The following is a 26,697-nucleotide window of genomic DNA, read 5'->3' on the forward strand; positions in this document are numbered from 1 at the left end:
ATTTAACAAGGTTCTAGCATGTCCGAAGCATCCCCCACCTCCCAACTCCGCTGCATCGTGGTCACGCCTGAAGAGACGGTGCTGGATGCAACCGCCGATTTCATAGCGATTCCGTTATTCGACGGGGAGTTGGGTGTCGGCAGAGGCCATAGCCCGATGATTGGCCGACTGGGCTATGGGGAGCTGAGATTAAGAACGGGCAGTGAATCCGACCGATACTACGTAGATGGCGGGTTTGTACAGGTGGTAGACAACGTGGTCTCGGTGCTCACCAACCGGTCGCTAAAGGCTAGTGCCGTCGATACCGTCTCCGCTTCAGAGCAACTCGCTGAGGCACTCACGCGGAAAGTAGGCGGAGAAGAGGCACTTGCCATCCGCGATCGACAGATCTCCCAATCTCGTGCCCAATTGCGAGTCGGACTGAATTCTAAATAAGTTTCGGACCAGTCTAGGATCCGTGATGGCGACGACGCACCGCTTTCCGTCGAGCGCTGCGTCCCCCGCTGGCAAGATAGCCGTACTGTATGGCAAACCACTCAGCGTACCTTTCGCGATCGGTGTAGTTAGAGTTCCGATTGTCGAGTAGGTGGCCTAGTTCGTGTATAAGGATATTGTTCAGGTAGTAATCCTGAATAGCCTTTTCGCTCCAACTCAGCCGCCATGTAAAGTCATCAGGACGATCCCAGCGACCACCGTACATCTTTGCTTCATTCACCACTTCGGGGCGAGGTGGGGAAAAAAACAACTCTTCACGGGATTCTTCCAGCGGATAGAGATAAAGAGTGGCACCCCATTGCATGCCGTAGCAGGGGAAACTCTGCTTCTTGCGAGTCATTCGGCTGAATTGAACGAATTCCAGAGCGCGGAGAAACGACGGAGGAAGCTCCGCCAACCTGTTTCGCACTTGATCGGGAGTCAAGATATGCTGGTAGCCTGGCCCTGGGTCTTGTACGATAATTCTGTACTGTTCGCTGCCCTCAGTTGGTTCATGCCAATCCTCAGGTGGCGAAAACGCATCTTTTGTGTCGCGACTGCCTAGTTTCAGCCGACGCCCGCGCTGTGATAGCCGAACCACAGAGGGTACAATCGATTTCTTTGCTTGGTAGCCGTTATTTCGGAGAGGAAATTGACGTCGAGTATTCATCGTCGCATCCGATACCAATAAGGGGAGGATTTGGCAGCTGACCTTCAAGTCGAGAGTCGAAGCGTACAAGAAATAATGAGAACTGCTTGGGGGATGACAGCTCTCAATGGCCCCAGATAAGTGTTTAAGGACCCACTGGAAGCTTATTCCATCCTACTCACCCGGCCACTTCGCTTCCACGAAATTGCTGTAAAGTGTTATTCTGATTAGACTTAGCAATTGGACAACACCCCCTCTTTTAGGGGGTTTCCCAGGGCTTGACAGTGGGCCCTCACGAAGACCAGAAGGGATGGATGGAGGAGTTGTGCAATGGAAATTCGCACATTCGCGACCTTGTCATTAAGCGCTCCAACTAGAGCCCAGAAACATATGCCGCGAGAATGGACGTAATTCTTTACACGCGAACAGGTTGCCACTTGTGCGATGATGCACTCAATGTGTTACATCAACATGGATTGGAGCCAACTCTTGTAGACATTGATTCCAACGAGGGCCTTCGCAACAAATTCGACACATGCGTTCCTGTCGTTGAAATTAATGGAAAGATTCGGTTCCGATCCAAGGTAGATCCCGTATTGCTTCGTCGCCTCCTAACTGAAGGCAAGTCCGATGCGTAAGACTCCAGTAATGTCTGAATTCCCAAGCATTCTAATTCGCAGTGAATCCCGAAACACCTGTTAAGAATGCAGAAAACTTCCGAAAAATTCGATGTTCTAATTGTTGGTGGCGGGATCATCGGTCTATCACTGGCCTGGGAACTCACGCAGCAAGGCGTCCGAGTATGCCTTACCGATAGGCGAGATTTCGGTCGTGAGGCCTCTTGGGCCGCTGCGGGGATGCTTCCTCCAGGACCTCCAGAAGCAATCTGGCCACGCTTCTCATCCCTCGACCAACTTGCAGGGTTAAGTGAGCGTCTACATGGCGAATGGCACGATAAATTACGTGAATTCACCGGCATCGATACCGGCTATAGGAAGACAGGTGCCCTGTATCTGCCCGCAGATGTAAATGGCCCCGAAGAGCAACTCGTCGAAAAATGCAAGCTCTGGGATGAATGGGGTATAGAATACCACCGAATTGACCAAAAAGCACTCTCAGACGTCGAACCTCTATTGTCTACCACGCATGGGGGAGTTCTTTTGCCTGCCGAGGCACAACTCCGTGCACCGCGGCACCTCAAAGCACTCGAAGCAGCCTGCCTGAAATCTGGGGTACACCTAGAACCTAACTGCCAGGTGCTGGGGTTTGAAAAGTCGGGAAACCGCCTCCAGGCAGCCCTTTCTGACAGCAAACTGATTACTGCAGACCAATTCTGCTTGACCGCAGGTTGCTGGACAGGGCAAATCGCCGAAAGTCTAGATCTGGAAATCCCCCTACGGCCCGTTCGCGGACAAGTCTTACTACTCGAAGGTCCTTCTGGGTTGCTCAAAGGGATCATTAATGTCGGGCAATCCTATTTGATGCCTCGAACCGATGGCAGTATTCTCGTGGGAGCAACACAAGAAGAAGTCGGTTTCAATCAACAAACGACTGCTGAAGCGAAACGAGATTTGCTTAAATTCGCTCACGATCTATTCCCAGCCCTACGTGATTTTCAACTGAAACACCACTGGGCTGGCCTGCGGCCGGCTACCCCTGATGGGCAGCCTTTCCTGGGAAAACTGCCCCAGCTAGAAAACGCCTGGATCGCCGCCGGCCACTTCCGAGCCGGCATCCAGCTTTCGACGGGGACCGCTGTGGTGATGCGATCACTGATGTTGGGTCAGACGCCTGAAGTGAATGTAGACGACTTGGACAACTGTCGAGGGCAGGGGGAGAGTTCGCGTGCCAGATAACTTGGCGATCACAGAATCCCCTCAGCGTCCCCATTCCAGCGAACAAAGCCTTCGATCGCCTCGTACTCGGCCAGTCCCAGGGCGTCATAAAATTCGGAAGTCGCGCGGTTGCGGTCTTCCGCCCGTTGCCAGAATTCGCGCGGGTCGGAACCTGGGAACAGGGCTTTATCCTTTTGCGATTGGTGCTTAAAGATTGCAATCCGCTTGCGCATTAATTCACGAGGACTCAAGGGTACGGCCATCTCAATTTGGTGCGGGCTCCATTCCTGCCATGCCCCGCGATAGAGCCAAACGACGCACTTATGGTACCAATCTTGTTCTTTCACTCGATTGCACGCCTGGAAAACCGCGCTCAAGCAGGTGCGGTGTGTCCCGTGCGGGTCGGAGAGGTCCCCCGCCGCGTAGATCTGGTGAGGCTTGATCTTTTCGAGCAGGTCAACTGTGATGGCTATGTCTTCTTCGCTGAGTGGTTTCTTGCGGACCCGACCGGTCTCATAAAAGGGCATGTCCAGAAAGTGCAACTTTTCTGACGGTACACCTGAGTAACGAGTAGCGGCTCGTGCCTCGCCGCGGCGAATCATTCCTTTGATCGACTGCACCTCGGGACTGTCGACCTGTCCAGCAGTTTTGTGCTTCAGAAACTGCTCGACGTGAGATTCCAAGCTGTCCACGCGCTCGTGATCGATGTTGAAATGTCGGTTAAACTCTGCGGCAAACTCAGCAAAGCGAATTGCGTCATCGTCGAACACGGCTATGTTACCGGAGGTTTGATAAGCGACGTGGACTTCGTGTCCCTGATCTGCCAATCGGATCAGAGTTCCTCCCATCGAAATAACATCGTCGTCTGGATGAGGCGAAAAAATCAAAACCCGCTTGGGGAACACGTCATCATAGGTTTGCCGACGGTCGCCGGGTTGTTTGGCGTGCTCGGGCTTTCCAGCAGGCCAGCCGGTGATCGTCGATTGTAAGTGCCGAAATACTCGCAAGTTGATTTCATAGGCCGACCCCACCGTTGCAAGCAACTCCTGTAAGCTCTCCTCGTTGTAGTCTTCTTCCGTGAGCTTGAGGATCGGCTTATCGAGTTGAGTTGCCAGCCAGATAACGGCCTTCCGAATCGTCGCATCATCCCACTCGACGTCACCCAAGACCCAAGGACAGCGAAGTCGGGCTAAATTCTCTGCTGCGGCTTCATCTAGCACGAAACGGGTATTCGGGTGTTCCTGCAAATAGGTCGCCGGGATGTTCGGTGTGATGGGTCCCTCAACCGACTGGGCAACAACCTGGGCTTTCCCTTCACCAAAAGCAAGCAGATAGATTTGTGCGGCCCCGGCAATGGTCCCGACTCCCATAGTAATCGCTCGCCGGGGGACATACTCTTCGCCAAAAAAATCGCTCGCAGCATCCCCACGAGTAACCCGATCAAGCGTGATCATGCGCGTGCGACTATTGCGGCCCGAACCTGGCTCGTTGAAACCTATATGACCCGTGCGGCCAATGCCCAAGAGTTGGATATCGATCCCACCCACCTCGGCGATCTGCTCTTCATACCGCTGACAAAATTCGGGAACATCCTCTTCCGCAAGGGTTCCATCGGGAATATGGATATTGCCTCGCTCGATGTCGATATGATCGAAAAGATGTTCATTCATGAACCGCACATAACTCTGCAGTTCATTGGGCTGCATTGGAAAGTACTCGTCAAGATTGAACGTGATGACGTTTTTGAATGAGAGTCCTTCCTCGCGGTGAAGTCGCACAAGTTCGTTGTACACACTCACTGGCGTGCTGCCGGTGGCCAGGCCCAATACACACATCTTGGCTTCGTCGCTTCGCTGGCGAATGAACGCAGCTATCTCGGAAGCTACATAGTGGCTAGCTTCACGGGCCAAACGAAAAACTTGACAGGGAATCTTTTCACTTGGGGACATGCAGTCGGGACTCTCGATTTCAGGTGCTTCGTGAATTATTAAGTGTCGCTTTATTATGAATTGAGCCGACACCTCTTGGCAACGTGTAATTAGTCGCGATTCTGCGAAAAACTATAACTTTATTACGCGGCGTTTCCGTAGACTTTCCGCCTGTTTATTGCACAGCACAATCGCGTCCAGAGCCAGTTGGGCATCGAGTATTTTAGAGGTTTCTCCAGAACTAATACTTCGAACGACTTCGCGGAGTTCGGCTTCAAATGCGTGTTGGGGGTCTTCGCCTGCCAAGGCGATATAGTCCACTTTCCCGTTGTGCCGCAATAACGTTGGTGGGCAGAGATACTCCGCCTTATCGCCAGTCACGGCAAACTCGAACAGCATGGTTGCCTTTTCGAGATGTATCTCGAACCCATGTAAAAACTGTCGGCCCTGCTGGGGTATGGTTCCAGAAGTCGCTTGCACCACAGGGCCCTGAGTCCCATAGTCAAAATGCGAATGCCAATACTCGGCGAGATCGTTCTTCGTCCGACCGGTGGTCGAAACGGCCTCAGGCATGCCAAAGAGCAACCGAATAAAGTGAGCGTCATGCACATGCAGATCCAACATGGGCCCCCCCACCTGATCAGCCTGCCAAAAATTAGCGAGCCAACTGGGGTCAGCAATCACCCGTTTGAAATTTCCTCCGAGCAGTTTGCCATAGCGACCACTACGAGCCGCTTTCAGGGCCCAACTGTACTCTGGGAAAAACGGCAGAACATGACCGACCAGGAGCGTCCGACCCGCTTTCTCGGCAGCCGCGGACATTCGTCGGCAGGCAGCCGGAGTGAGTGCCATCGGTTTTTCGCAGAACACATGCTTGCCAGCACGGAGGGACTTCACGGCCACCTCTTCGTGCAGCGAGGGAGGAAGCGTGATGTCGACGGCATCAATTTGCTCATTGGCGAGCATCTCATCGACGTCGCTGTAGGTAGCCACGCCCGAGAGATCCATCAACGTGCCGGCCGGGCCAAAGTTCCCCTGGATGCCACGCCAGTCTCCCGTTAATCGCAGTGGATTTTTTTCGCAAATTGCGACAACTTTTGCACCGCGGATTTTCTGATAACTCAGGTAATGGATCATCCCCATGAATCCAATGCCCGCAATTCCAACTTTCAGCATGATGTTGATAGTGCCCATCTTTCCCGCGCAAGTGGGAATCTAGTGATTAACTTGAAAAGTTCAGGGATTGCATGGTTCGGCGCAGCAGCTCCACCCCACTACCAATTTCCTCAAGCTGGCGGGCCGGATTTTGAGGTATTTCTCGCTCGATGGTAAGCGGTCCTGTGTACCGAATCATTTCGAGTATGCGCATGAATTGGGTGAAGTCCACGTCTCCTTCACCCAAAGCGACTTCCGTGCCCCAGGTCTCACCGGGACGATCCGACCACTTAGCGTCTTTGCAATGCACGCTCCTCACAAACCGCCCGATCCGTTCCAGTGCAGGAAGAGGTTCCCCGCAGCCATAGAGAATCATGTTGGCCGGGTCGAAGTTGACAAACAAGTTTTCTCGCCCGACGGTCTCTAGAAAACCCTCCAGCACGTCGGCCGGCTCTTGGCCGGTTTCAAGATGAATTGCCTGATCTTGCTTATCGCAGTAGTCGCACACCTCGCGCATCATTTGCACTACTTGCTGATAGGTCTCTTCCTTGGGATCGTGGGGCACAAAACCAAGGTGAAGCCCCACAGCTTTTACTCCTAGTTGAGAGGCGAAGTCGGCAATTTCTAACAACTCCTTAACTCGTTCTTCCCGAGTCTCGGCGGGGACAAGCCCCACGGTCCGCTCGACTGTGGGAATATCTGCATAACTTTCGCCAGCGAACCCGGCAAACACGCAAGTCACCCTGATGCCAAGCCGCTGCAAACGCTCGGTCACTTCGGCAACCTCTTCCGGTGACCGCCGCTCGGCCTTGGGTGCATGAAGCTGAATCGTCGTGAGCTGAAGATCGGCTAGAACATCAAAGTTGACTCCTAATCCGGCATCAATACTCGTGAAAACGCCAAGAGGCCAGTGGTCAGCAACTGAGAGATTCATGTTTTTTGTTCCCGGCGCAAAACAAATAGAACGGCAATTTCCCGTCGTCCTGGCAAAACCGCGAGGTCGATAAGCCACCAGACGTATACGTTATAAGCCGAATAGATATCGGTCTAGCCCCTCTGTGACACTAATTGGCCGGGGACAAGATGAAGTAGCACCAGTTCCAGGCTGAGACGAGATGTTATCCGAAATGGGATACTACTGCACCGGCCCGAAATCCACTACTTCATACTTCACGCGAAGATTGAGCATCTCCTGGGCAGAGAGTAATCCAAACTTCACCAGTGCTTCAGGGTCTGGGTTGTTGGGATTGTAGTGCGAATTGTCAAAATGCGTTACCGTGTAGAGCGCATCACCTGCCTTGAGCCGCACTGGATTGACAAATTCGTAAGTCCGCTGCCAATTGAAGTCATAGGTCGGAATCTTCATGATTAATTCCCGGTGCTCTTCAGGAGTGCCGGGGTTTTCCGCCTTATAGATTGAGAAGTCTTTACCACGATAATGCATATGTGGTGCGAGGGCATAGATCAAAACGTCCGTGGGAAACTGATAGTAGTTGGCCTTCTCATAGTGCATGTCGTGGGGCCGCAGGCGAATATCTTTACGGTTGAATACCTTGGTCTCTAATACATGTTCCGGCTTCTGCTTGGCCCAACGGATCCCCATCCGCGACACGTCCGGTTTCTCTTCTTTGCCCGTTGGGGTGTAGTGCATCTCGAAGAAAATATCTTGTCCCGCAGGCAACTTCAGCGCAAAGTCATCCGCATAGGTGCGAGCATTGAACGGGTCACCAGCAATGTAATCACCCACTTTCTTCACTTTGTCGCCTGTCAGGCCATATAGCTCAAACATCGCTTGAGTGGCGACAAGTTGCTTTTCATTGTGTGGTCCGACGATGGCACCGATGTGGTGCACTACCGCCCGGTTACCCGGCTTGAGTTCGATCGCTTGGATATAGCGATCTTCGGAGAAGTTGGCCGTCACCCGATAAAACTGATATTCATCAAGTCGAAACAGGGGAACCACATATGGCTCAGGCATCTCGAACACAAAGTCTGGCTCACCAATGGCCCAATCCTGAGCAGAAGGCCATTCTTGTTGTGGAGGAGAATCCGCAAGGTCCCCAGCCGGGCACCCGTTTTCTACCCAAGCTCGGAACGTGTCAATTTGTCCGGCACTAAGACTCTCATCGTGCTTGAAACCTCCTGTTTCTCCACCAGCGTCCGTTCTGCCATGCCACGGGGGCATTAAGCCATTTTCCATGCGGCTTAGCATCACCTCGCTCATAGAGGCCACAGTTTCATAGTCATCGAATGTGCTAAAAAGTTCGGCTCCAGCTTCCCCTTCGCGATGGCAGCTAATACAATGGTTTTGTAGGAGGCGAGCAATTTCTCGGTGATAGGTCACCGATTGATATTTGCTAAGATCTCGCGGGGCGTGCTTGGCAATGGCGCAGCCTGACGCGGCGGTTTCACTGAGCGAAGGTTTTTCGTCCTGGAGGAATGCCACTAATGCGTCAGCGAGATATTCTTGCTTCGCGTCCGCTGTTCCTCCTCCGAACCACATGCCATTAATTTGTCCGCGATAAACGACTTTTGCGGGATCGTACCCACTGCGAGTATCGAGCACGGTCACCTGAGGGGTGGTCTTCAGCTCGAGTTGCTCGTGCCAGGGATTCTCTGCATCGTCTTTGAAGACAGGAAACACAAGACCCGTGTCTAAGGCATAGCCGGCGATGGACTGCAAATCGTCGCTACCATTAGGAAACAAAGCAATAAACTGAATTCCTGCATCATCATAGTTCTTCTGCAATTCATTCAGCATGGGAACCAACCGACGTACTAATGGGCACTTCGTCGAAAAAGCAACGACGACCAACGCCTTGTTTTGCTTCGACTCATAGTTGTATGCCAATTGCTGTGGCAAGTGGGTGTCTCCCCAGCGTCCCGTCAAGACGGGGGAGGCGGCAGTTAGGTTGCCAGAAGTTACTAGCGACATAACCGCTATAAGCGGGAACAAGAGCCTATTTTTTCTGGAAGGTTTCATGGCAACTTCGCATCAAGAGGTCGATTCTATGATCATTCAACGGCTTGCATGCCCAAAAAGCAACTTATGCTTTCACAGGAAATCGCCGTAACACATACAATGTTAGTTCAAAAAAACACTCCATTGCCCGACAACCTGGACACTTCCCATGATTTACAACTCAGTATGCTGGTGTCAACTCTGCGCCATACTTGCCGGCATGGCGTTGCAAACTGACGCTGCCTCACTGGAACCTGTGCGTCCAAATGTTGATCCATCGGCCATTTTGGCCGATGCCGAATCACGTTTCGTGCAGCCCCCTGAATCCTGGTTCCAAGAAACTCAAGATGTCTTGCGCGCTGAACTCGATCGCGTGGGGAATGCCCTGGACAGCCAAGGCCAAGAATACGCCCAGCCTTGGAAAGACCACTTTCACTGGGAAAAACTGGAAAAAAATCTCGGGCCGCTAGAGACCATCGAAGTCTCTGACATCGAACTGTCGCGAAGATGGATGTACTCCAATCGCAAAGGAACAGAGTATCCATTCTTTGCTGACCTTCGGTCGGCTACTGATGCCTATCTCGACGCGGCTTACACTTTATCGCATCCTGACCTGCGCGGCGAATTCATCAAGAAAGCTGCGCTGGCTCGTCAACAGGCGCAGGCCGTTTTGACTGACCCCAGTGATTCCAACGCTGCTGCGCTAGGACGTACACTCGGTTGGTTGGAGAAAACACGCCAATTGGAGACAGAGACTGCCATCCTGCGTTCGTCAATGTCCCACCCCAACCTACAGTTAGTAGTGGCCAAGCCGCTGATCCTCGATGTCATGTCCACACAAGACACCTCAGTCGAGCATAGCCTGGCCGTGAGTGATTCCAGTCAGACGCCAACCAAACGACGCTTTCAAAGATCCCGCACAGTGTATGTGCAGGGAATGGCACATACTCAGGGAGCGATATCCCTGGAACTTGTCCCCAATCCTCTGCTTGCTGAACTCAATATTGTATATCAAGGTGAAGTCAACTCTCTTTGCCACGCAACCGCGGGGCCGATTTCATTTAACATTCACACTGCAGGCCCTGTCTCTGCTTTTACCCCTGTCACTTTTGGACCCGAGGGAATCGAAGTCCGCGATACGGCTGTCGAACCCCAAGTTCGAACAAGTGTTGGACAAGTCTCAGCAGAGAGAAACTTTGTGCGACGTATTGGCGAGCGGCGAGTCAATGAAACTGAGTCACGGGCTATGATGGACAGGCGATCACGTGAGAAGACGGTAAACCTCCTGAAAGAAGAAATGGACGAACGCGTCGGCTCGGCTATCGACGATATCCGCTTGGAAATATCCCACATGCGATCTGCCATGGGTCAATTCAGCGAAGTGTTTGCCCCTGTCGTCCGCGAGGGGGCGGCCCCTTATTTCTCCGGCACACAATCATCCGACCACAACGTAACTGTTAACATTCACGAAGGTCGTCGAGAACAATTTGGTGCCGCCTTACCGTGTCCGGAACACTTTCCAGATGCCGACGTGGTGGGTCAGATACATGTTTCGTTCGTCAACAACCTGCTCGAAACGATAATGGCTGGGAAGATGTTTACGGATGAATACTTCATGAAGTACGCCAAGGTACTGCAACCGACGCTTCCCCTAGACTTAATGGTCCATGCCCGCACTCAACGGTGGGCAATCATTGCAGATAAGCCTCGCCCTTTGGAACTTGAAATCCCTAATTCCAATCACTTCAGCTTTAAAATGAGAATTGCTGCCTTTGAAGTGGATGGCGAGCGTTTCACGGCTTCAACCGTGGCCACGGTCCGCTATCAATTGAAACAGAACGAATTCGGCGACTACTATCTCGAGAGAGAAGGGGACGTTCAACTCGATTCGCAGCTTGATTCTCACAACCGCGATCTTTTGCAACGGAAACTCGGTGCATTCTTTGCACCAGTTCTCGATGGAGGAGGGGTCATCATTCCCGAGGGGGGACAAACCGGGGTACTTAGTTCGCTGGAATTGCTCGGTGTCCAGGCATCCGAAAACTGGCTGGCCATCGGATATAAGGTGCCTCAAGAGATTGTCAACTCCCTGATGAGCTCTGGTAATGATAATAACTCAATGCCACCTGCCACCACTGAATCCCCAGCCTCTGAGTACAAGCTGCCACCCCCGTATGCAGTGGATGATACCCTCAATACCTACCCAGGCATTCGGTAAATAGGGATCATTCTGGTTGCACGGTTCCTAACGACGCTATCGTTTGCCATTGGTTCGCGGAACGCTCTCCTGGCAAGACCTTGTATGGATTCCAACCTATGGTTGAGAAGAGATATGTCCCCACCCACGCAATCGAGGTCTTCGCAATGAATACATTTTATCAAGTTCAAAATTGGTTCATTCAGATGCTCAACGAAACTTGGGCCTGGTTTTCGACTTTGAGCAATGTCGAGTGGATGGTAGTACTCGGGATTTGTTCCGCGTTCGGCTTTCTTTGTATGCGAGGCATCGCCAACCGGGGAACTTTGTAAGAGCAGAATCCCAAATTGATATGACAGCTTGAGTTAGGCCTAAGCTCCCCAAAGAATTCCACTGGCAGTTATTTCCCATAGGACCTTAGATTGATACCTTTCCCACCACTCGGCAGCTTTGAAGTCATTCTCGCCGATACCGTTGCACTAGGTGCCGTTGCGCTGATCGGCTATCTTTTTGGCAGCCGCACCCGCAATCAATCAGGCAAGCCAACTGATGCCCAATTGGCGGGTGAACTCTCCCGCGCAATGCGCATCGCCCGGGAGTTGCAGAATATTGCCGGCCGAATTAGGGAAGAAGTTTCCGAACATCAAGCGACGATTAATCACTTTCAAAGTCGATTGAACTACTTGGATAAAACCGACCATAACGAAAGTTGGCAGGCTCTGAGTGACGAGGCCGATCTGTTGCTCAACCCAACGATGAAATTGGCGAGTAATTTGTCCTTGGCTTATGACGAATTGCGAAAACATTCAAATCAATTGACCCTCTTTGCCGGTTCGCGAACTGATCGAGAGACTGGCTTGCGCAATCGACGAGCAATGGAAGAACAACTTGACATCCTGCTGGCTATTTATTTGCAGAATTCACGTCGCTTTGCCGCAGCAATCTTTAGCATTCAAAGCGAACACGGCGAAGTGGGGAAAAAGAGCTTGAGTGAATTCGCCAGTCTGCTGGAACACACCGCACGAGACACCGACATCGTGGCTCGATATAGTAGCGACGAGTTCGTGGTCTTGATGCCACACACTAGTCTGGCAGGAGCAATTGTGTTCAGCCAGAGGTTATTGAAATCCGTGTCTTCCAGCAGTTCACTGATCCTCTACGGCGGAATTGTAGAAGTTCGAACCGAAGATACTGCAGAGAAGATACTCTCGCGCGCTGACTCGGCGCTGTACAGTGCTAGGAGCGACGGCAAGAGTTGTCTCTACCAGCATACGGGAAAGTCGATCCGTCCGCACGAACTGACTCCCTCTTCGAAACTTACTGAGCCTGATGAATCCCATCCTCTCGACCAATCTACGGCTCAGCATCAAACAGCTCTCGCTGCACTCTAATCTGCGATTTCTACTGGCAGACTGTGACGTGCGTTCAGGCAAAGTCCGGCCCCTTCCCCAGGGGTGAGATTTGGCTGAAAAATGCAAATTCTTCTGACAAGTTGACGCTGCCATGAGTTTTCAATTAGACTTACTGACGGTCTGTCTGAAGTGGGTATTTCTAGGCTGACCATGAGAATCGGAGTTCAAGATACCCGTGCCAACTAAGTTCACCATTGGGAACTAGAATGGCAAGGGTGGTGGATTCGTTTGGAACGGATTACTTGGTTCTGACTTCTATCATTTACAACCGTCAGAAAGGAGATTGTCATGCCACTCTTTGAGGTCGAAACGGATAGTCACATCATCATCACTTGGGCGCAAGACAACGACGATGCTTCGGCTGTCGTCACGGATGCATATCCCAATGATTCGGTCATCCGGATGACCAAACGACCACGCGATACATGGGTGATCTCTAAGAGCGCTTTGGGGCTCGCCGGTTCACTTGATGTCTGCCATACCGCCCGAGATTGTCTTTCCAAGGCTGAGGGAGATAAAGTACATGCCATTCGCCTCTATATGCACGAAACGGGCGTTGACCTTGAACAGGCTCGCAAAGTAATCGAGTCCAACATGGTCATGGGCTGGTAGCCTATCTTGTTGGCTGATTGGGACTACCCGCGGATCTACCGGTACTGATTTGTGCCGGTGCCGGGATATGCCACATTGGGCACTTTTGCTTGACTACTCGCTGGCTCGGCAGGTCGTGTGGCGACTTCATACTTTGCGTTCGATGTTGCTGTTGAAGGATAAGTTGCAGTTCCACCTGGTCGATAGGGGTCTGCCGCTGCAATGGCCGATGCAGTTTGTACCTGCTGGACTTCTTTTTGCTCGCTATTAGAGGATGGCGTTGGCCTTGACGTACTCGCCTGAGAGTATCGATCACCTAATCCGCTTGGACTTGATACCGCTGGAGTGGTGGCGCCTGTGCTAACAGGCGAACTGAAATTCGGATAACTGGTGCCACTCGCTGGGGCTGATGCAGAGGAAGGCTGAGTGGTGTTTGTGGCAACATTGCCATACCGATCTGCAGCAGAATTAACCGTATTCAGTGTTGCGTTGGTTGCGAGGGATTGGGCATCCGACGACTTCTTGGCGGCGGGCACTGCGTTCGGATTATACGGCATGGCGTTCGTCGATGCGGTCGTCGTTGCAGCAGCGCTGGTTCTTGGCACATAACTTTGTGCGCCGGTACTTGGATAAGCACCCACGGGCGTACTGGCCATTGCAGATTCCGTGACGTTAGAATTTACAGTAGAAGTATTCGCAGCAAATGCCGGTGCCGTCGAAATCTGAACCGGATTGGCAGTATTTATCGCCTCTGTCTGCTTGGCAATTTCGGATGGTAGCTGAGGAGCCGCATGGGCTATGGCCGTGGATTCGACCTTATCCCCCTTGGAAGAACTCCACCAAGCCATCTTAGGAGCTGATTTGCAGCCCAGCGCTCCACATCCAACAACCAACGCTAAGCTGGCAGTAAGTAGTCTTACTTGCATGGCATCCGTGCCCTAGTCTTTGGTTTAGTTTGCTCCCTGGCTTTCTGCTCAGGGATTCATATATGTCACGTAAATGGTCAATCTATTCCGCACTATACATTTATTTGGCATGAACGGATTAACCCTTACTTATTCACTTTTCGGCAAGCTTGAGTAAATCTGCTCACTAAAAATTCTGTTCTGGGGGAGTTTAAACATAATTCGTGGGCAAGCCCGAATGGCTGGTATTGTTTCGCAGACCGGATTTCTATACTCCGAGCCTACACTTTGATAAGCCGCTAGCGAGCGGGGATTATAGATACCCGTCCTGGAGGGTCAATGTCAGTTCCGAGGCAAAAGATGCGCAGAAAAATAGCACCTGAGCCGCGTCCCCACCACCAGTCAATGATTGACAAGCGATGCAAGCACGCTCAAGTGCTATCAATACTTCACGCTAGCTAGTAAGGCAGTGACTCAGCCTTTGGCTTTAGCATATCGTTCGCCAACGGCTTCCCAATTGATCACATTAAAGAAAGCAGAAATATAGTCGGGGCGTCGATTTTGATAGTTTAGATAGTAGGCGTGCTCCCACACATCCAAACCCAATATCGGTGTGTTTCCACTCATATACGGGTTGTCTTGGTTTGGGGTGCTCTCTACGACCAGCTTGCCGGCCGGGTTTACGCTCAGCCAAGCCCAGCCACTGCCAAATCGAGTCGCCGCAGCCTTGCTGAAAGCTTCTTTAAACGCAGCGAAACCCCCTAGCTCGCTTCCGATTGAGTCAGCTAAAGGACCTGACGGTTCGCCACCACCCTTGGGATTCATTACCGTCCAAAACAGGGAGTGATTGGCATGACCACCGCCGTTATTTCGCACAGCCGTACGGATATTCTCCGGGACCGTATCAATCTTGCGGCAGAGATCTTCGATCGACATCTCAGCGACACCTGCCCCTTCCAAGGCAGCATTCACATTGGTCACATAGGCATTGTGATGCTTGTCGTGATGGATCTCCATCGTTTTTGCATCGATGTGGGGCTCAAGAGCATTTTTTGGATACGGTAAATCGGGAAGTGTGTAAGCCATTTTGGTTTCCTCCTAATATGTTTGCGTTACGTTGAATGCAGAATATGCGAAATGACGAGGCAGATATCCTCGAATCGCTCATCCAGCAGCATACAGGAGGAAAGTCTGCTGGGCAATCGGTCACCAGGCGAGCCAGATGCGCCAGCTTCCAGTGTAGATAAATTTACTAAAACCGGAATCTTCCATGAAATCCTAGGTGGCAATTATGTCGCCCCTTGCGCAACTTTGTCACGCCCAACTTCCAATTTCTTCAGCTCTTTACCGAATTGAGCAATCCTTGCAGATGATGGCATTGGGCTTCGAGGGCGGCCAGTTGCATTGTGAGTTTTCCAACCAATTCGACCGGATCGTCTCCTGCGTATGTGCCGCTATTGATCCGATGAGGAGGTTGATGCGATGGTTCCAATTCGACGTCTTCAAAGGCGGCGTCAACGGCATCGACTGTCAGACTTTCAGACACGATACCTGTTGACGAAGAATTGCGGAGTCGGCTCGACCAGCTTTGCTTCCCGGTTTCATTACGACGCCGGATAGATATCCACTCAACCGGTTGCCGGATTTCGTCACGCATCAGATTGCCTCTTTTTCCAATGGATAATAGTAATTGCTAACTGCGATCGAGTTACTTCATAACACCAAGAGTTGAGACTCTGCGAGCAGCTCGCATTCTTCTTTGGCCATTAGATACGCCTTCACACTCTGCAGAATCAATGCAGCTCGATCGGCAACATCACTCCCCCGCCGCTTGCTGGTTCTGCGCGGGCACACTTTTACTTCGATGTTTGTCGAGGTGTATTCACCCGCAGCAAATCCCAGATTGTTCATTCTCTGTTCACGCCGCTCGCTAAACTCCATCTCGATGCGGAAATCGATATTCCGATCACCCTTGCGCCGGTCGAAGGAGACCTTAGAACTGGCGATTTCTAGTTCGACCTTGTTATCTTTGGTCGAGACAATCTTGGCTTGATGGTCAGAAACGAAGCCGCGCAGCTTAGCAATAGCGATGTCGATAGGCACCGCGGTTGACAGAGACGTTTCAATAACAGGTTTCCCAGAGAATCTACCTAGCCACCACCATTTCTTCTTTGACTTTTGTTGTTCCATGCCGTTCCCCAGTTGTACGACTTGATTTCGACCTTGCTCCTTCGCCATTAACAGAGCCCGATCTGCTCGACGCAACATCGTTTCCGAATTGTCGCCAGCTTGCAACTCTGTCACGCCAAAACTGGCGGTAATCCTTCGATCTCCTAAGTGTGAGTGGGGAGTTTCTTCTAGCTTCTTACGTATTTCCTCGGCACGGCGTGACGCATGCGCGTTGTTGCAATCCGCGCACAGTACGGCGAACTCTTCACCACCATAGCGGGCGACTAGGTCTCCTGTCCGACACATGGATGTAAGCAAACCCGCAACCGAGATGATTGCCTCGTCTCCTGCCTGATGGCCGTAGGTATCATTGATCGACTTAAAATGATCGATGTCAATCATGATCAGGCTGCAAGGATGTTGGGCCTGCTCATGCGCTTCAATGAATAGGGCCTGCATTCGATCAAATTCTGCGCGATTAGCCACTTTGGTCAGCGGATCTCGAGTCACCTCAGCATGCAAAGCTTCGCATTTCTCTTCCAGAGACGCTTCAGACTGGGCATCATGCAGCAAGATTGTGGCGCCCAAGATAGCACCATCTCGACTAACAACAGGAATGGCATGCAAGTCAATCGGAACCAACTTTCCTTGTCGACCCAAGATCATCAAACGCTGGCGAATCTGGGAGCTCGTTCGCAAGACCCTGGCAACTGGACATGAGCCATCGTGAATACGACGCTTGCCATGGCCACACATTTCCAGCAAACTCGGTGCAAAGGTTCGTCCGGTGGCGGCACCTCGGCTGATGCCGGTTAGTTGCTCGGCACCTTTGTTCCACAATGTGATCTTGGCCTGAACATCGACAAACACCACACCATCGCGTATCGCCTCGATAAGTTTTTGCTCGAACAATGGTCTCGCAAGTATGTCTGAGGCTGCCATGCGGCTGGCTGATCCGGGAGTGTCCGACTCGTGAGCCGGTTGCCATGGCAGTTCGTCATGAGAATTCCTCAATTCATTGAGCCATCGGGCAGCCACACGCTCGGTCAATACATCGTGGTGTTCTGAAAGTACCTCCTGGAATTGCTTGACTAGTTGAGGATCAAATTGTGATCCGGAGTATTCAAATAACTCTTGAAGAGCACGATCACGACTCCATGCGGAGCGATACACCTGATCGGTCGTCATCGAATCAAATGCGTCGACAATTGCAATCATGCGAGCTACCAGGGGGATCCCTTCGCCACGAATCGGCTGATCTTTCTCACCTCCGTCAAAGCGAGTTGTCGAGTGAAAAATCGCTTCTAACACCCGCTCCGATCCACAGCACTCGGCCACAATATCGCTTCCTTGGCGACATTGCTCTCTCACCAGTGCTTCCTCCTCGGAACTGAGGCGACTGGGTTTGCTCAAGATCGAGTCGGGCACGCCAATTTTTCCAATGTCGTGTAGTAGGGCTGCTACTTCGATCGTGTCGCGTGTCTCTTCATCCAATCCCGCGTACAGAGACCAGGAACTACACCCCAAGGCGACCCTCAAAGAATGTTCGGCAGTCTGGGGATGCTTTTGGCGCAAGGCGGTGAACAAGCCGCTGGCCATCCCCAGCCTTACCTGAACTAGTTTATTTTCATGACGCACCGTGGGATGGGATTTTGCCTCCTCACGGCGCTGACCTAAGCCATTACCGCCAGCTACATCTTCCAGCGCGCGCAGAAGTGAGCTGATTTCAGCAACGCGAGATTCCGTCGACACGAGTCGCGTTGACTTTTCTTGCGATTGCGCGATGTTTGACTGTTCTTGAGGTTCGGTATCAATTGCTGTCGTATCAGACATAGGATGCACGCATGTGGCGGTTTCGGCGGAAAACCGGCTGCCAACCTACGAGGTGACACCCTTCCGATTTCCTTTTCAAAACTAGGTTATTTTCAGCCACTCCGCTTAGCGAAACAGAGGGATTTATGGAATGGGGGAGTGGGAGGATCCAATATCTCATTCTTTTGTTCACTCATTCCTCGCATCCTGTAAGACCCCTGTTTGCCTTCGACTTCTCAATAATTACTTGACCACCTCCTCCCAAGCTAGAGGCATCGTCAATCACACAATTTGCCCAACCGTTACAATGCGGTTCCAGGAGGGTTCGTAGCGGCTGGTGGGGTCAAAATGCCGATTCCGATTGTACAGAAGCTATTCGCTTGTCGGCTGGCAATGCGCTGTCCACTGGCCATCGCTAGCAATCGTTATCAGGCGGGCAGCTATTATCGCAGCAACGAGAAGAGGCAATTTCGATACCGTCAATCAGAGAGTTTGAACCTCCTTCCGGTACTGATTCCAACCTAGTAAAGCGGCTCTATGGCTCGAAATAATGCACGCTTAGGACGACTACGACGCGTCCTCAACGAAGATCAATCCACAGTAGGTGTGGCTTACGACTCCCAGGCGTCTGACCGTGTCCCTGGCGATACACCCCGCTATGGCGCGGGTGCCAATATCGAAAATCACCCACAGATTACCGACTACATCCCCCGCCGGATGCGGATGCTGGGGCTAATGTTGTCAGCTGGCGCGGTTTTGGGTGTTCTGGCAGAAGTGGTTGCCCACCATGCGAATTTCCTCTCGGGATTCTTTGCTTCGGGAACTGACATTGATCTCGCAGAGGTTTTTTCGACAAGGTTGATCGCCTGGACCTCTGCGTCGGTATTGCTTGTCGCCTCTGCCTATGCCCATATAATCTATCTGCTAAAACGCCATCGCATCGACGATCTGAAAGGTCGTTATCGAGTATGGCGAACTGCGAGCTTATTCGCTGTGCTGCTCAGCGCAAATTGTTTTGGTGCGTTTCACAACCTTTTCGCAAGTTTACTCAGCAATAGTACTGGCTGGCAGTTTCTGCAAAATGACACGGGCTGGTGGCTGCTTCCATCATTGCTAGTTGGTGGATATGTTCTCCCAAAACTGATAATTGACGCCGCCGAATGTCGGGCAGCATTGACAGCTTTCCTACTAGCATTTGCGTGTTTCACTGTTGCTGCCTTGGGTACCATCGGCTGGTCACCAACCACGAACTCACTCTGGCTGGGAACGATTACTCGTACGCTGCCATTAGCGGGCTACTTACTCTCGCTGATGGGCTGCCTGCTTACAGCCCGGTTCGTTGTCCTCGATGTCCAAGGGCTTATCGAGCACGATGCCCCAGAAATGAGCAACGTCAGAAAGGCTTTTAATTCGAATCACACCACAGCAGAAGAACCCAAAGTCTCTGTCGAAGAGGAGGAATCCGAATCCGCTTGGATCGATGGCAGCCATCCTGAGGACGACTACGATCGGCCACTCTCCAAAGCCGAACGCAAACGGCTCCGCAAGCAGCAGCGTCATCGAGCCGCCTGATTCTTGTCGAGAATCCTAGAAATATCTTGCATCCCCTTTCGTCGACTCCTCTCTTCAGGGATAGTGGTCTCTGATAGTGTTATTGTTCCGTACGCGGAAATAACTCGCCACTCAATCCCCCATCCTACGCAGGTTCCATGACGGTTCGCACACGCTTTGCCCCCAGCCCCACGGGCTATCTCCACATCGGCGGGGTCCGCACAGCCCTGTTCAACTGGCTCTTCGCCCGCGCGCATGGAGGACAGTTCCTGCTGCGTGTCGATGACACCGACCAGGAGCGTAACGTCGACGCAGCTCTCAGACCGATCCTAGACGGCTTCCGCTGGCTCGGACTTGATTGGGACGAGGGCCCCGAAATCGGCGGATCCCACGGTCCGTATTATCAATCCCAGCGAAATGATAAATACCAGGCAGCCGTCTCAGCGCTCCTGGCATCGGGTGCTGCCTACCGCGATTTCGCCACGACTGAAGAAATCCAAGCCGAACGCGAAGCTGCTCAAACAGCAGGGGGGCAATTTACCTACAGTCGCCGGTGGTTGGCGGAGACAAAGCAAGATGCGGCCAAATTCATTGCCGAAGGTCGCCAATCGGTTGTCCGCCTGAAAATGCCTCGTACAGGCGAGTTAGTCCACAACGATTTGATTCGGGAAGAGGTTCGATTCCCTTGGAGTAATGAGCAAGACCATGTCATCCAACGAGCCGATAGCACCTGCCTCTATCACCTCGCCTCGGTGGTTGACGATCACGAAATGCAAATCTCTCACGTCATCCGCGCCGAGGAACACCTCTCTAATACACCTCGGCAGATCTTCATCGCCCGGTCGCTTGGCTACCCACTCCCTGAGTATGCCCACCTTCCGTACGTCGCCGAACCAGGCAGTAAGAACAAACTCAGCAAACGCAAACTCGACAAATACCTCAAGAATAAAGACTTTGCCCAACTCAAGGCCCACGGCGAGCGGATCGCAGAGCGGATGCGCCTCGCTGTAGACGCCGACGTATTCAACCCTGTGATTGTCGATTTCTATCAGGCTATCGGCTTTCTCCCCGAAGCGATTCTAAACTATCTCTTGCTGCTGGGGTGGTCGCTCGATGACAAGACCGAAGAGTTTTCGCGCGAAGAAATGATCGAGCACTTTTCGCTCGAACGGGTCAACAAGGCTCCAGCCAGCTTTGACCCACAAAAGCTGGTCGCCTTCCAAGACCGTGCTATGCAGAAATTGCCAATCAAGCAAAAGGTAGCCAAGGTTCTTCCTTTTCTTCAAGCAGCCGGATACATCGAAAACCCACCCCCTTGTGACACGGGCCCATACCTTAGCCAGATTTGTGAAGCCGCCGGCGACCGCATCAAGATTGCAGGAGACATTCTCGATTACGATGATTTTTTTGTCGCTGACGACCAGCTAATTTACGAAGAGAAAACACTCGATAAGCGCCTCCGCAGCAGGGAACAGGCCCCTCAAATATTGGCCGAATTCCGTGATCGGCTCGCCATCGTCGAACACTTCGAAGCGGCTACCCTCGAAGAAACTCTCAAAGCGTTCGTCGCCGAGAAAGAAATCAAGATCGGTGACATTGTCCACGCCGTCCGCGTGGCAATCACTGGCAAAGCAGTAGGATTCGGCCTGTTTGAGACATTGGCTATCCTCGGTCGCGAGCGCAGTCTAGCCCGTATCGACCGTGCGTTGCAACTGGTCAAGTAGAGCGCAACCGTGAAATTACCGCTTCGGTATACTCTCCCGTTGAGGCCTTGCCTCCCAAATCGCCCGTAAGTGACTTTCCCTCGGCTAATACGCCCCGCACAGCATTCTCCACGTCGTCGGCTGCCTCTTTCTCGCCTAGAAAGCGGAGCATCAATACCCCGCTCAACACCAGCGCCGTTGGATTGGCCAACCCTTTCCCAGCGATGTCGGGAGCCGTGCCATGGACTGCCTCAAACACGGCGATCTTCTCGCCCACATTGGCACTGGGCGTCACTCCCAGCCCGCCAACCAGACCGCTGGTCAAATCGGAAAGGATATCCCCGAACAAGTTCTCCATCACCAGCACGTCGAACGCATGGGGATCGCTCACCAACTTCATCGCTGCAGCATCAACGATACAATCATCGAACTCGATGTCACTGAACTCTGCGGCAACCTCCTGGCACGTCTTTAAGAACAGACCATCACTTAGCTTCAAGATGTTTGCCTTGTGGACGCAAGTCACCTTACTTCGGTCCTGACGGCGCGCAGTTTGAAACGCAAACCGTGCGATTCGCTCCGAGGCAACCTGTGTGATCACTCGCAAGCTTTCGACAACTCCAGGCACTACGGTGTGCTCCAGCCCGCTGTAGAGCCCTTCTGTATTTTCGCGGATTACGATTAAATCGACATCCTCAAACCGTGTCTTCACACCTGGTAGCGATCTCGCAGGTCGGTAGTTGGCAAACAGATTCAGCTTTTGCCGCAGCGCGACGTTCACGCTGCGAAAGCCGGCTCCCTTGGCGGTCGCCGTCGGACCTTTGAGTGTCGCATCAGCAGACCGCACTGCGGCAAGTGTCGCCTCCGGCAGAGGATCGCCATGCGCCTCAAACGCCGACTGGCCAGCTTCAGCTTCTTGCCAATCGAATACTACGCCACTTGCATCAAGAATCGAACGCGCTGCATTGCAGACCTCAGGACCAATTCCATCCCCAGCAATCGAAACTACAGAATATGCCATACCTAACTTTCCATTTCAAAATTATTAGCGCGCATCAAATGGGACAGTAAGCGCCGAAGCCCCACCTCTCGTCACAGCAATTGCCAGAAACCCATCCGTTGGGGCAGACACGGCAAACACAGGTGCCAAATACTCAAACACCGCCGGAACTTCAGTACTGCAATTTAGAAAGGGAAACGCACAAGCATAGACAGTCGTTTCCACGGACTTGCCCAGAGATTGCTGAGCTGCGATCGCTTCATCTACGGTATCGTCACCGACCCAACTTCGGGCTATCTCCCCACCGACCGCATCCTCGCAGTCAAGCAGAAACACCACGGGATCGTGCATCTTCCCGCTTAAGGCATCGTCGAAAGCTCGAAACGCCAGCTCTAAGTTGCTTTCCAACAGCAATTGCTGGGCCTCCAGTGCGGCCTCCACATCTACTCCGTCATTCACCGTACATTCCTCGCGTCAATCAGCCGATGGTTGCTCATCCACAGAAATGAGCGTATCGCTCTGGCAGCAATTCGGCAAGCGACCGAGAATTAAGAAGCCTAACGCTGCCCGTTTCCCGTGGCCAGCAACCCTTCTAGGCTGTCCAGATCGACCGCCGTTTCCAGCACGGCCGCTTCGTAGATCGCCTGGGCTTCGCGCTGTATCGCATAGATGTCGATTTCACCATCGATCCGCACCTGAAACACCTCCACGCTTTCCTTCACTGCATCCTTGCACTCGGTGGCAAGCGTGATCAGATCGTCCACATCCAGGTCGAATCGAGTCTTGAGCATGGGCAACAGGATTCGCATGTGCGGGCAGTCTGTCGTCCAAAATACTTCCGCCAACACGCTCGCCGCCTTAAGAATCTGACTCATCTTGCCCGCTGTCGCTGGGCAGCGATGATGCTCTGAGACCGCTTCAATCAGTTCCTCTGGCAATTGCCATTTTGCAAGCAATCGGACCCCAACATCCACGTGGGTGAAACCGAATTCCTCCCGCTCACGATTCATTTGTTCAACCAGATGATCGCAATCCGTACATGTCTCCAAATACCTGGATGTTTCCAGTTGCGCCAGTGCCATCATTCCCAGGTCCGCCAGCAGCCCGGCAGCGAACACCGAATCGGCATGCACCTCCCGTTCATCACAACGCTCGGCCAGCTTGCGAGCCGCCACGGCCATACTCAAAGATCTCCTCCAATAGTTTTCGTGAAACGCTTTTGGACATCCATTTGCCAGCGCCTTAACCAAGCCAAAACTCAGCACCGACAAACGCAGCGAACGCCGCCCTAGATAGGCCATCGCTTCTTGCACCGCAGTGATCTTTCGCGAGAGACCATAATACGAAGAATTCACCAGCCGGAGAACCGCTGCCGTTAATGCTGGGTCGTTCTCCAGGCAGCGTTTCACATCGGCAAACTCAAAATCTGGGTCCCTAGTGATGTCCATCACTTGCAGCGCTACCGCCGGAGACGAATGTAACTTATTTAGTCGCCCCAGCAATTGATCGATTGCAGCAGTCCCATCATCAGTCAACACAGTTTCAGTCAAGAGAGTCATGAGGATGTGTCCCAAGTCGGTGAGCAATACAAGAACAGGCAGCTAATGCAAACCTAGCTCACACACAGACTACCTTGGTCCGGTTGTAATAGTTGACCCAAAAAAACCGAGACCGCTGATCGCGATGCTTAGCTTTCGTCTCCTGACGGCCCATACATACCGGGTACTGGAATGTTGTTGAGCCGCAGATACACACAGAGAATCGCCCGATGATGGACCGTGTGATTGATTACAAAACTGCGGATCACCCCCGAACGGGGCATCGTCATCAAGGGCTCTCCAGCTTGCAAGAGGGACCACATTTCTCCCATTGCCGCGTCCTCGACAGCGGATATGGCCAACTTTGCATCGGCCACATTTTTATCAAAGAGCTCCAAGATCTCTTTTTGAGTCTTATGTTGGGGTGTTTGATATGCTTCGCCATCAACTGGCGCGATGTCCCAATCGGCCTGAGTCAAAGTTCCCTCCACCCAACCGGGAATCTCGGCCAGATGATTGGCATTCCAGCCGATGGTCCGTGACTTTGGATGGGCCTGCCAATCGAGCTTATCCTCTGGTACTCGTTCCAACACCTTGCGAGTATTTGCCATTTCTTGTTCGAATTCGGGCAGAATCTGTTCAGCATAACTCATGACAAGTTCCTTTCGTTCATAAGAAAGTCCAATGGAAAAATAATGGACTAATGTATAGTACTACCACCTGCCTCGCAACCCGCGTCACAAAGAATTCACAATCCAGCGGCTTCGGCTTAAAAGACAATGTGTCAAAAGCTTTCCCGCCCTCGGTGAAAGAAATCATCGGGTGCTGTCTTAGCTGGGTGCGATGATCTGCATGCGGCTTAGCGGAATACTCCTGTCACTTACATTTCCGGCTTACTTGTGAAATATTTCGCTCAAGCCAACCTATCAGCATAAGCTGCTCGGGCGATGGCTTGCTGATGGCAAGCATTTCTTTTTTGAGCGTGATGAGATCTTCCGCTGTATCGACATCAGTGAGGCTTGCGATCTCTTTGAGTTGTCCTGAGGAGCGGAGACTTTGTGCCAAGCTTTCGGCGGCAGTTGCCGTGCTGTACGGAATCTTAGTCCAAGTTTGTTTTGCTAAATGAGAATTGGATCCAACTAGGTAGAAACCCCCGTCATAGCAGCGGCCCAGTACATGAGAGTAGATACCGCGGCTATTGAGCAGCACTTGAAGTGTGCTTTCCAAGAGTGCAGGTGTGATTTGAGGAGAGTCAGCTCCAATGCCGATCACGGCGGCATGTTGCGATTGTAACTCGTTGAATACCTTGTGCAGGCGATCACCCAAGCCACCACTTCCTTGGGGGATTCTTGAGAATTCTTGCCAGCGCGGATCATAGAGGCCGGCTTCCTCCGCCACTGCCCAGTAGGGAGTAGTACCCGTCGAATCTGCCACGGTGGCGACTGCAGCTGAAATCGCTGCGACCGAGAGTCGATAGAACTCTGCACTGGAATCTCTCCCGATGCCTACGGACAACCTTGTCTTGATCGGTGAAAGACCTGGCGTCTTCACAAAGATTGCGATAGATGCATTCTGACAAGTCATCGAAATCGACTCCACAGTAGCGCAACTAACTCAGGAAATGCTTGTTTCCACGTCCGCCAGGTATGAATCGCAGTCGTTTGCAGCCAACCCTGGGAGCGATATTTACGAGCGCTGGTCAAGAGGGTTGCTGCTACTGCTCGCAAGGGAATTCGTAGTCGATGGGCTTTCCAGACCAGCAGATGATCTTCGCCGTACGGGGCATTTTCAGGAAAACCGCAGAGACGGTCGAATATCGCACGGCTCATGCAGAAACCTTGGTCGCCGAAGGGAAGTTTCAACCAGTGCGATCTTAGCCAGACTCCCCAGGCATTCAACTTTGTAGCAGGTGGCCCATCGGTTTGAAATTTCAAATCAAAGTAGTGGACTGCGCCCGGTTCCTCATGGAGTGCCCTGCCGAGTGCCTCAAGGACATCACTAGATAGTTGGCTATCAGCATGCAAAAACCAGAGGTATTCCCGTTGGGCGAGTTGGGCACCAGCATTCATTTGCTGAGCACGTCCGCGATCTGCAGATATCCATTGAGTTTTGCACGGAATGTTGAGCTGGTAAATGAAATTCGCGAACTCTTTCGGTTCGACTTCTGAAGCAACAAGCAGTACTTCTGTATCGTCGGGGAATCGAGTAAAACTCTCCAAGAGTTTCTTCCATGCGCAATCACCCGGTCCCACAGGGACCACGACTGAAAGGCGAGCGAGTGTGACAAATTGTCCTTGCTCATAAATTAGTTTACTTGGTGGCGTGAGAAGATCTGACATTGGAAAGGATGAAACTCCCTGGATACTAGGCGTTAGACTATTTCGTAAATATTGCGGGAACTGTCGTCCATTTCACGGAGATTGGCAGCTTTCTGAAGTAAAATGAAAGCTAAACTATTTTTACTTGCCTTGCTCTGCGCCTATTGGCAAGTCTCTCATCTACCCTTTCAATTGCCGTGCCGTCAGTGACCTGCAGTAGAACCCCCAGCAACAAAGTATCTGGAGAAGAGGCTTCCGTCCATGAGCACTATGCGAATGTGGCAATGCATAAAGTAGTGACCCCTTGTCATTCGTTAGACAATTCGGCAGACTTCTTGCCAGTAAGATCTGAAGAAATTCTTGAGCAGGTAGACAGTTTTGGCAACTCCAAACTCTACATGCATGAACGTAGAGCCATGGTCGATTTCTTGAGGCAAAAAATTGGCGCGGCATCGCTTTCATGGAGACAGGGAGCCTTGTCCTATTAGACTTGTTCGT

24 protein-coding genes are annotated in these 26,697 nt (G+C 52.1%); 9 read left to right on the forward strand and 15 right to left on the reverse strand.

Features of this window, described 5'->3' with window-relative positions:
* Positions 1-18: 18 nt before the first annotated feature.
* Positions 19-435 carry an ATP synthase F1 subunit epsilon gene (gene atpC / locus Pla144_RS10185; RefSeq protein ID WP_146450574.1) on the forward strand — a complete coding sequence of 139 codons (417 nt, stop codon included), beginning with the start codon at positions 19-21 and terminating at the stop codon, positions 433-435.
* Between the two features lie 13 nt (positions 436-448).
* On the opposite strand, the gene Pla144_RS10190 is transcribed toward atpC, so the two are convergent.
* Positions 449-1,144, reverse strand: coding sequence for a hypothetical protein (locus Pla144_RS10190; protein WP_146450575.1), 696 nt, complete (start codon positions 1,142-1,144; stop codon positions 449-451).
* A gap of 380 nt (positions 1,145-1,524) precedes the next feature.
* Here Pla144_RS10190 and Pla144_RS25540 point away from each other — a divergent pair, with 380 nt between their 5' ends.
* On the forward strand, positions 1,525-1,761 hold the full coding sequence (locus Pla144_RS25540) for a glutaredoxin family protein (RefSeq protein ID WP_146450576.1): 237 nt from the start codon (positions 1,525-1,527) through the stop codon (positions 1,759-1,761).
* 66 nt (positions 1,762-1,827) lie between these two features.
* Positions 1,828-2,979, forward strand: coding sequence for a glycine oxidase ThiO (gene thiO / locus Pla144_RS10200; RefSeq protein WP_146450577.1), 1,152 nt, complete (start codon positions 1,828-1,830; stop codon positions 2,977-2,979).
* A gap of 8 nt (positions 2,980-2,987) precedes the next feature.
* On the opposite strand, the gene nagB is transcribed toward thiO, so the two are convergent.
* The 4 genes from nagB to Pla144_RS10220 form a co-directional block, all read right to left on the reverse strand.
* On the reverse strand, positions 2,988-4,907 hold the full coding sequence (gene nagB / locus Pla144_RS10205; RefSeq protein WP_146450578.1) for a glucosamine-6-phosphate deaminase: 1,920 nt from the start codon (positions 4,905-4,907) through the stop codon (positions 2,988-2,990).
* 111 nt (positions 4,908-5,018) lie between these two features.
* The gene (locus tag Pla144_RS10210) at positions 5,019-6,080 is read right to left on the reverse strand and encodes a Gfo/Idh/MocA family protein (protein WP_146450579.1); all 1,062 of its coding nucleotides are present in this window, start codon (positions 6,078-6,080) and stop codon (positions 5,019-5,021) included.
* Between the two features lie 28 nt (positions 6,081-6,108).
* Entirely contained in the window at positions 6,109-6,975 is an 867-nt protein-coding gene (locus tag Pla144_RS10215) for a sugar phosphate isomerase/epimerase family protein (protein WP_146450580.1), read from the reverse strand.
* A gap of 201 nt (positions 6,976-7,176) precedes the next feature.
* Positions 7,177-9,024, reverse strand: a complete 1,848-nt coding sequence (locus Pla144_RS10220; protein ID WP_146450581.1) for a monooxygenase — start codon at positions 9,022-9,024, stop codon at positions 7,177-7,179.
* A gap of 148 nt (positions 9,025-9,172) precedes the next feature.
* Between Pla144_RS10220 and Pla144_RS10225 the strand changes: the two genes are divergently transcribed.
* The 4 genes from Pla144_RS10225 (at position 9,173) to Pla144_RS10240 (ending at position 13,224) form a co-directional block, all read left to right on the forward strand.
* Positions 9,173-11,221: a hypothetical protein gene (locus Pla144_RS10225; protein ID WP_146450582.1), complete on the forward strand. Its 2,049-nt coding sequence runs from the start codon at positions 9,173-9,175 to the stop codon at positions 11,219-11,221.
* A 98-nt stretch (positions 11,222-11,319) separates the two neighbouring features.
* Positions 11,320-11,532 (forward strand): hypothetical protein, encoded by a 213-nt coding sequence (locus Pla144_RS10230; protein WP_146450583.1) that lies wholly within the window; start codon positions 11,320-11,322, stop codon positions 11,530-11,532.
* A gap of 90 nt (positions 11,533-11,622) precedes the next feature.
* On the forward strand, positions 11,623-12,591 hold the full coding sequence (locus tag Pla144_RS10235; protein ID WP_146450584.1) for a GGDEF domain-containing protein: 969 nt from the start codon (positions 11,623-11,625) through the stop codon (positions 12,589-12,591).
* Positions 12,592-12,900: 309 nt separating this feature from the next.
* Positions 12,901-13,224 (forward strand): DUF6793 family protein, encoded by a 324-nt coding sequence (locus Pla144_RS10240; protein ID WP_146450585.1) that lies wholly within the window; start codon positions 12,901-12,903, stop codon positions 13,222-13,224.
* Between the two features lie 35 nt (positions 13,225-13,259).
* Here Pla144_RS10240 and Pla144_RS10245 read toward each other — a convergent pair whose 3' ends face one another.
* The 4 genes from Pla144_RS10245 to Pla144_RS10260 form a co-directional block, all read right to left on the reverse strand.
* Positions 13,260-14,129 carry a hypothetical protein gene (locus Pla144_RS10245; protein WP_146450586.1) on the reverse strand — a complete coding sequence of 290 codons (870 nt, stop codon included), beginning with the start codon at positions 14,127-14,129 and terminating at the stop codon, positions 13,260-13,262.
* 453 nt (positions 14,130-14,582) lie between these two features.
* On the reverse strand, positions 14,583-15,194 hold the full coding sequence (locus Pla144_RS10250; RefSeq protein ID WP_146450587.1) for a superoxide dismutase: 612 nt from the start codon (positions 15,192-15,194) through the stop codon (positions 14,583-14,585).
* A gap of 250 nt (positions 15,195-15,444) precedes the next feature.
* The gene (locus Pla144_RS10255) at positions 15,445-15,765 is read right to left on the reverse strand and encodes a hypothetical protein (RefSeq protein ID WP_146450588.1); all 321 of its coding nucleotides are present in this window, start codon (positions 15,763-15,765) and stop codon (positions 15,445-15,447) included.
* A gap of 56 nt (positions 15,766-15,821) precedes the next feature.
* Positions 15,822-18,110 (reverse strand): diguanylate cyclase, encoded by a 2,289-nt coding sequence (locus Pla144_RS10260; RefSeq protein ID WP_146450589.1) that lies wholly within the window; start codon positions 18,108-18,110, stop codon positions 15,822-15,824.
* A 516-nt stretch (positions 18,111-18,626) separates the two neighbouring features.
* Between Pla144_RS10260 and Pla144_RS10265 the strand changes: the two genes are divergently transcribed.
* Both Pla144_RS10265 and gltX read left to right on the forward strand, forming a co-directional pair.
* Positions 18,627-19,661, forward strand: a complete 1,035-nt coding sequence (locus Pla144_RS10265) for a hypothetical protein (protein ID WP_146450590.1) — start codon at positions 18,627-18,629, stop codon at positions 19,659-19,661.
* A 137-nt stretch (positions 19,662-19,798) separates the two neighbouring features.
* Positions 19,799-21,364: a glutamate--tRNA ligase gene (gene gltX, locus Pla144_RS10270; RefSeq protein WP_146450591.1), complete on the forward strand. Its 1,566-nt coding sequence runs from the start codon at positions 19,799-19,801 to the stop codon at positions 21,362-21,364.
* Here gltX and Pla144_RS10275 read toward each other — a convergent pair.
* From Pla144_RS10275 to Pla144_RS10300, 6 genes are all read right to left on the reverse strand, one after another.
* Positions 21,357-22,364, reverse strand: a complete 1,008-nt coding sequence (locus tag Pla144_RS10275) for an isocitrate/isopropylmalate dehydrogenase family protein (RefSeq protein ID WP_146450592.1) — start codon at positions 22,362-22,364, stop codon at positions 21,357-21,359. The two genes, gltX and Pla144_RS10275, sit on opposite strands and share 8 nt — an antisense overlap.
* A 24-nt stretch (positions 22,365-22,388) precedes the next feature.
* Positions 22,389-22,802 carry a hypothetical protein gene (locus Pla144_RS10280; protein WP_146450593.1) on the reverse strand — a complete coding sequence of 138 codons (414 nt, stop codon included), beginning with the start codon at positions 22,800-22,802 and terminating at the stop codon, positions 22,389-22,391.
* A gap of 98 nt (positions 22,803-22,900) precedes the next feature.
* On the reverse strand, positions 22,901-23,902 hold the full coding sequence (locus tag Pla144_RS10285) for an HDOD domain-containing protein (protein WP_146450594.1): 1,002 nt from the start codon (positions 23,900-23,902) through the stop codon (positions 22,901-22,903).
* Between the two features lie 128 nt (positions 23,903-24,030).
* Complete coding sequence (locus tag Pla144_RS10290) at positions 24,031-24,534, reverse strand: DinB family protein (protein WP_146450595.1); 504 nt, start codon at positions 24,532-24,534, stop codon at positions 24,031-24,033.
* A 223-nt stretch (positions 24,535-24,757) separates the two neighbouring features.
* Positions 24,758-25,465, reverse strand: coding sequence for a TIGR04282 family arsenosugar biosynthesis glycosyltransferase (locus Pla144_RS10295; RefSeq protein ID WP_146450596.1), 708 nt, complete (start codon positions 25,463-25,465; stop codon positions 24,758-24,760).
* Positions 25,462-26,220 carry a glycosyltransferase gene (locus Pla144_RS10300; RefSeq protein WP_146450597.1) on the reverse strand — a complete coding sequence of 253 codons (759 nt, stop codon included), beginning with the start codon at positions 26,218-26,220 and terminating at the stop codon, positions 25,462-25,464. Before Pla144_RS10300 ends, Pla144_RS10295 begins: the two co-directional genes overlap by 4 nt.
* Positions 26,221-26,697 lie beyond the last annotated feature (477 nt).

The organism is Bythopirellula polymerisocia, from assembly GCF_007860015.1.
Taxonomy (GTDB): Bacteria; Planctomycetota; Planctomycetia; order Pirellulales; family Lacipirellulaceae; genus Bythopirellula; species Bythopirellula polymerisocia.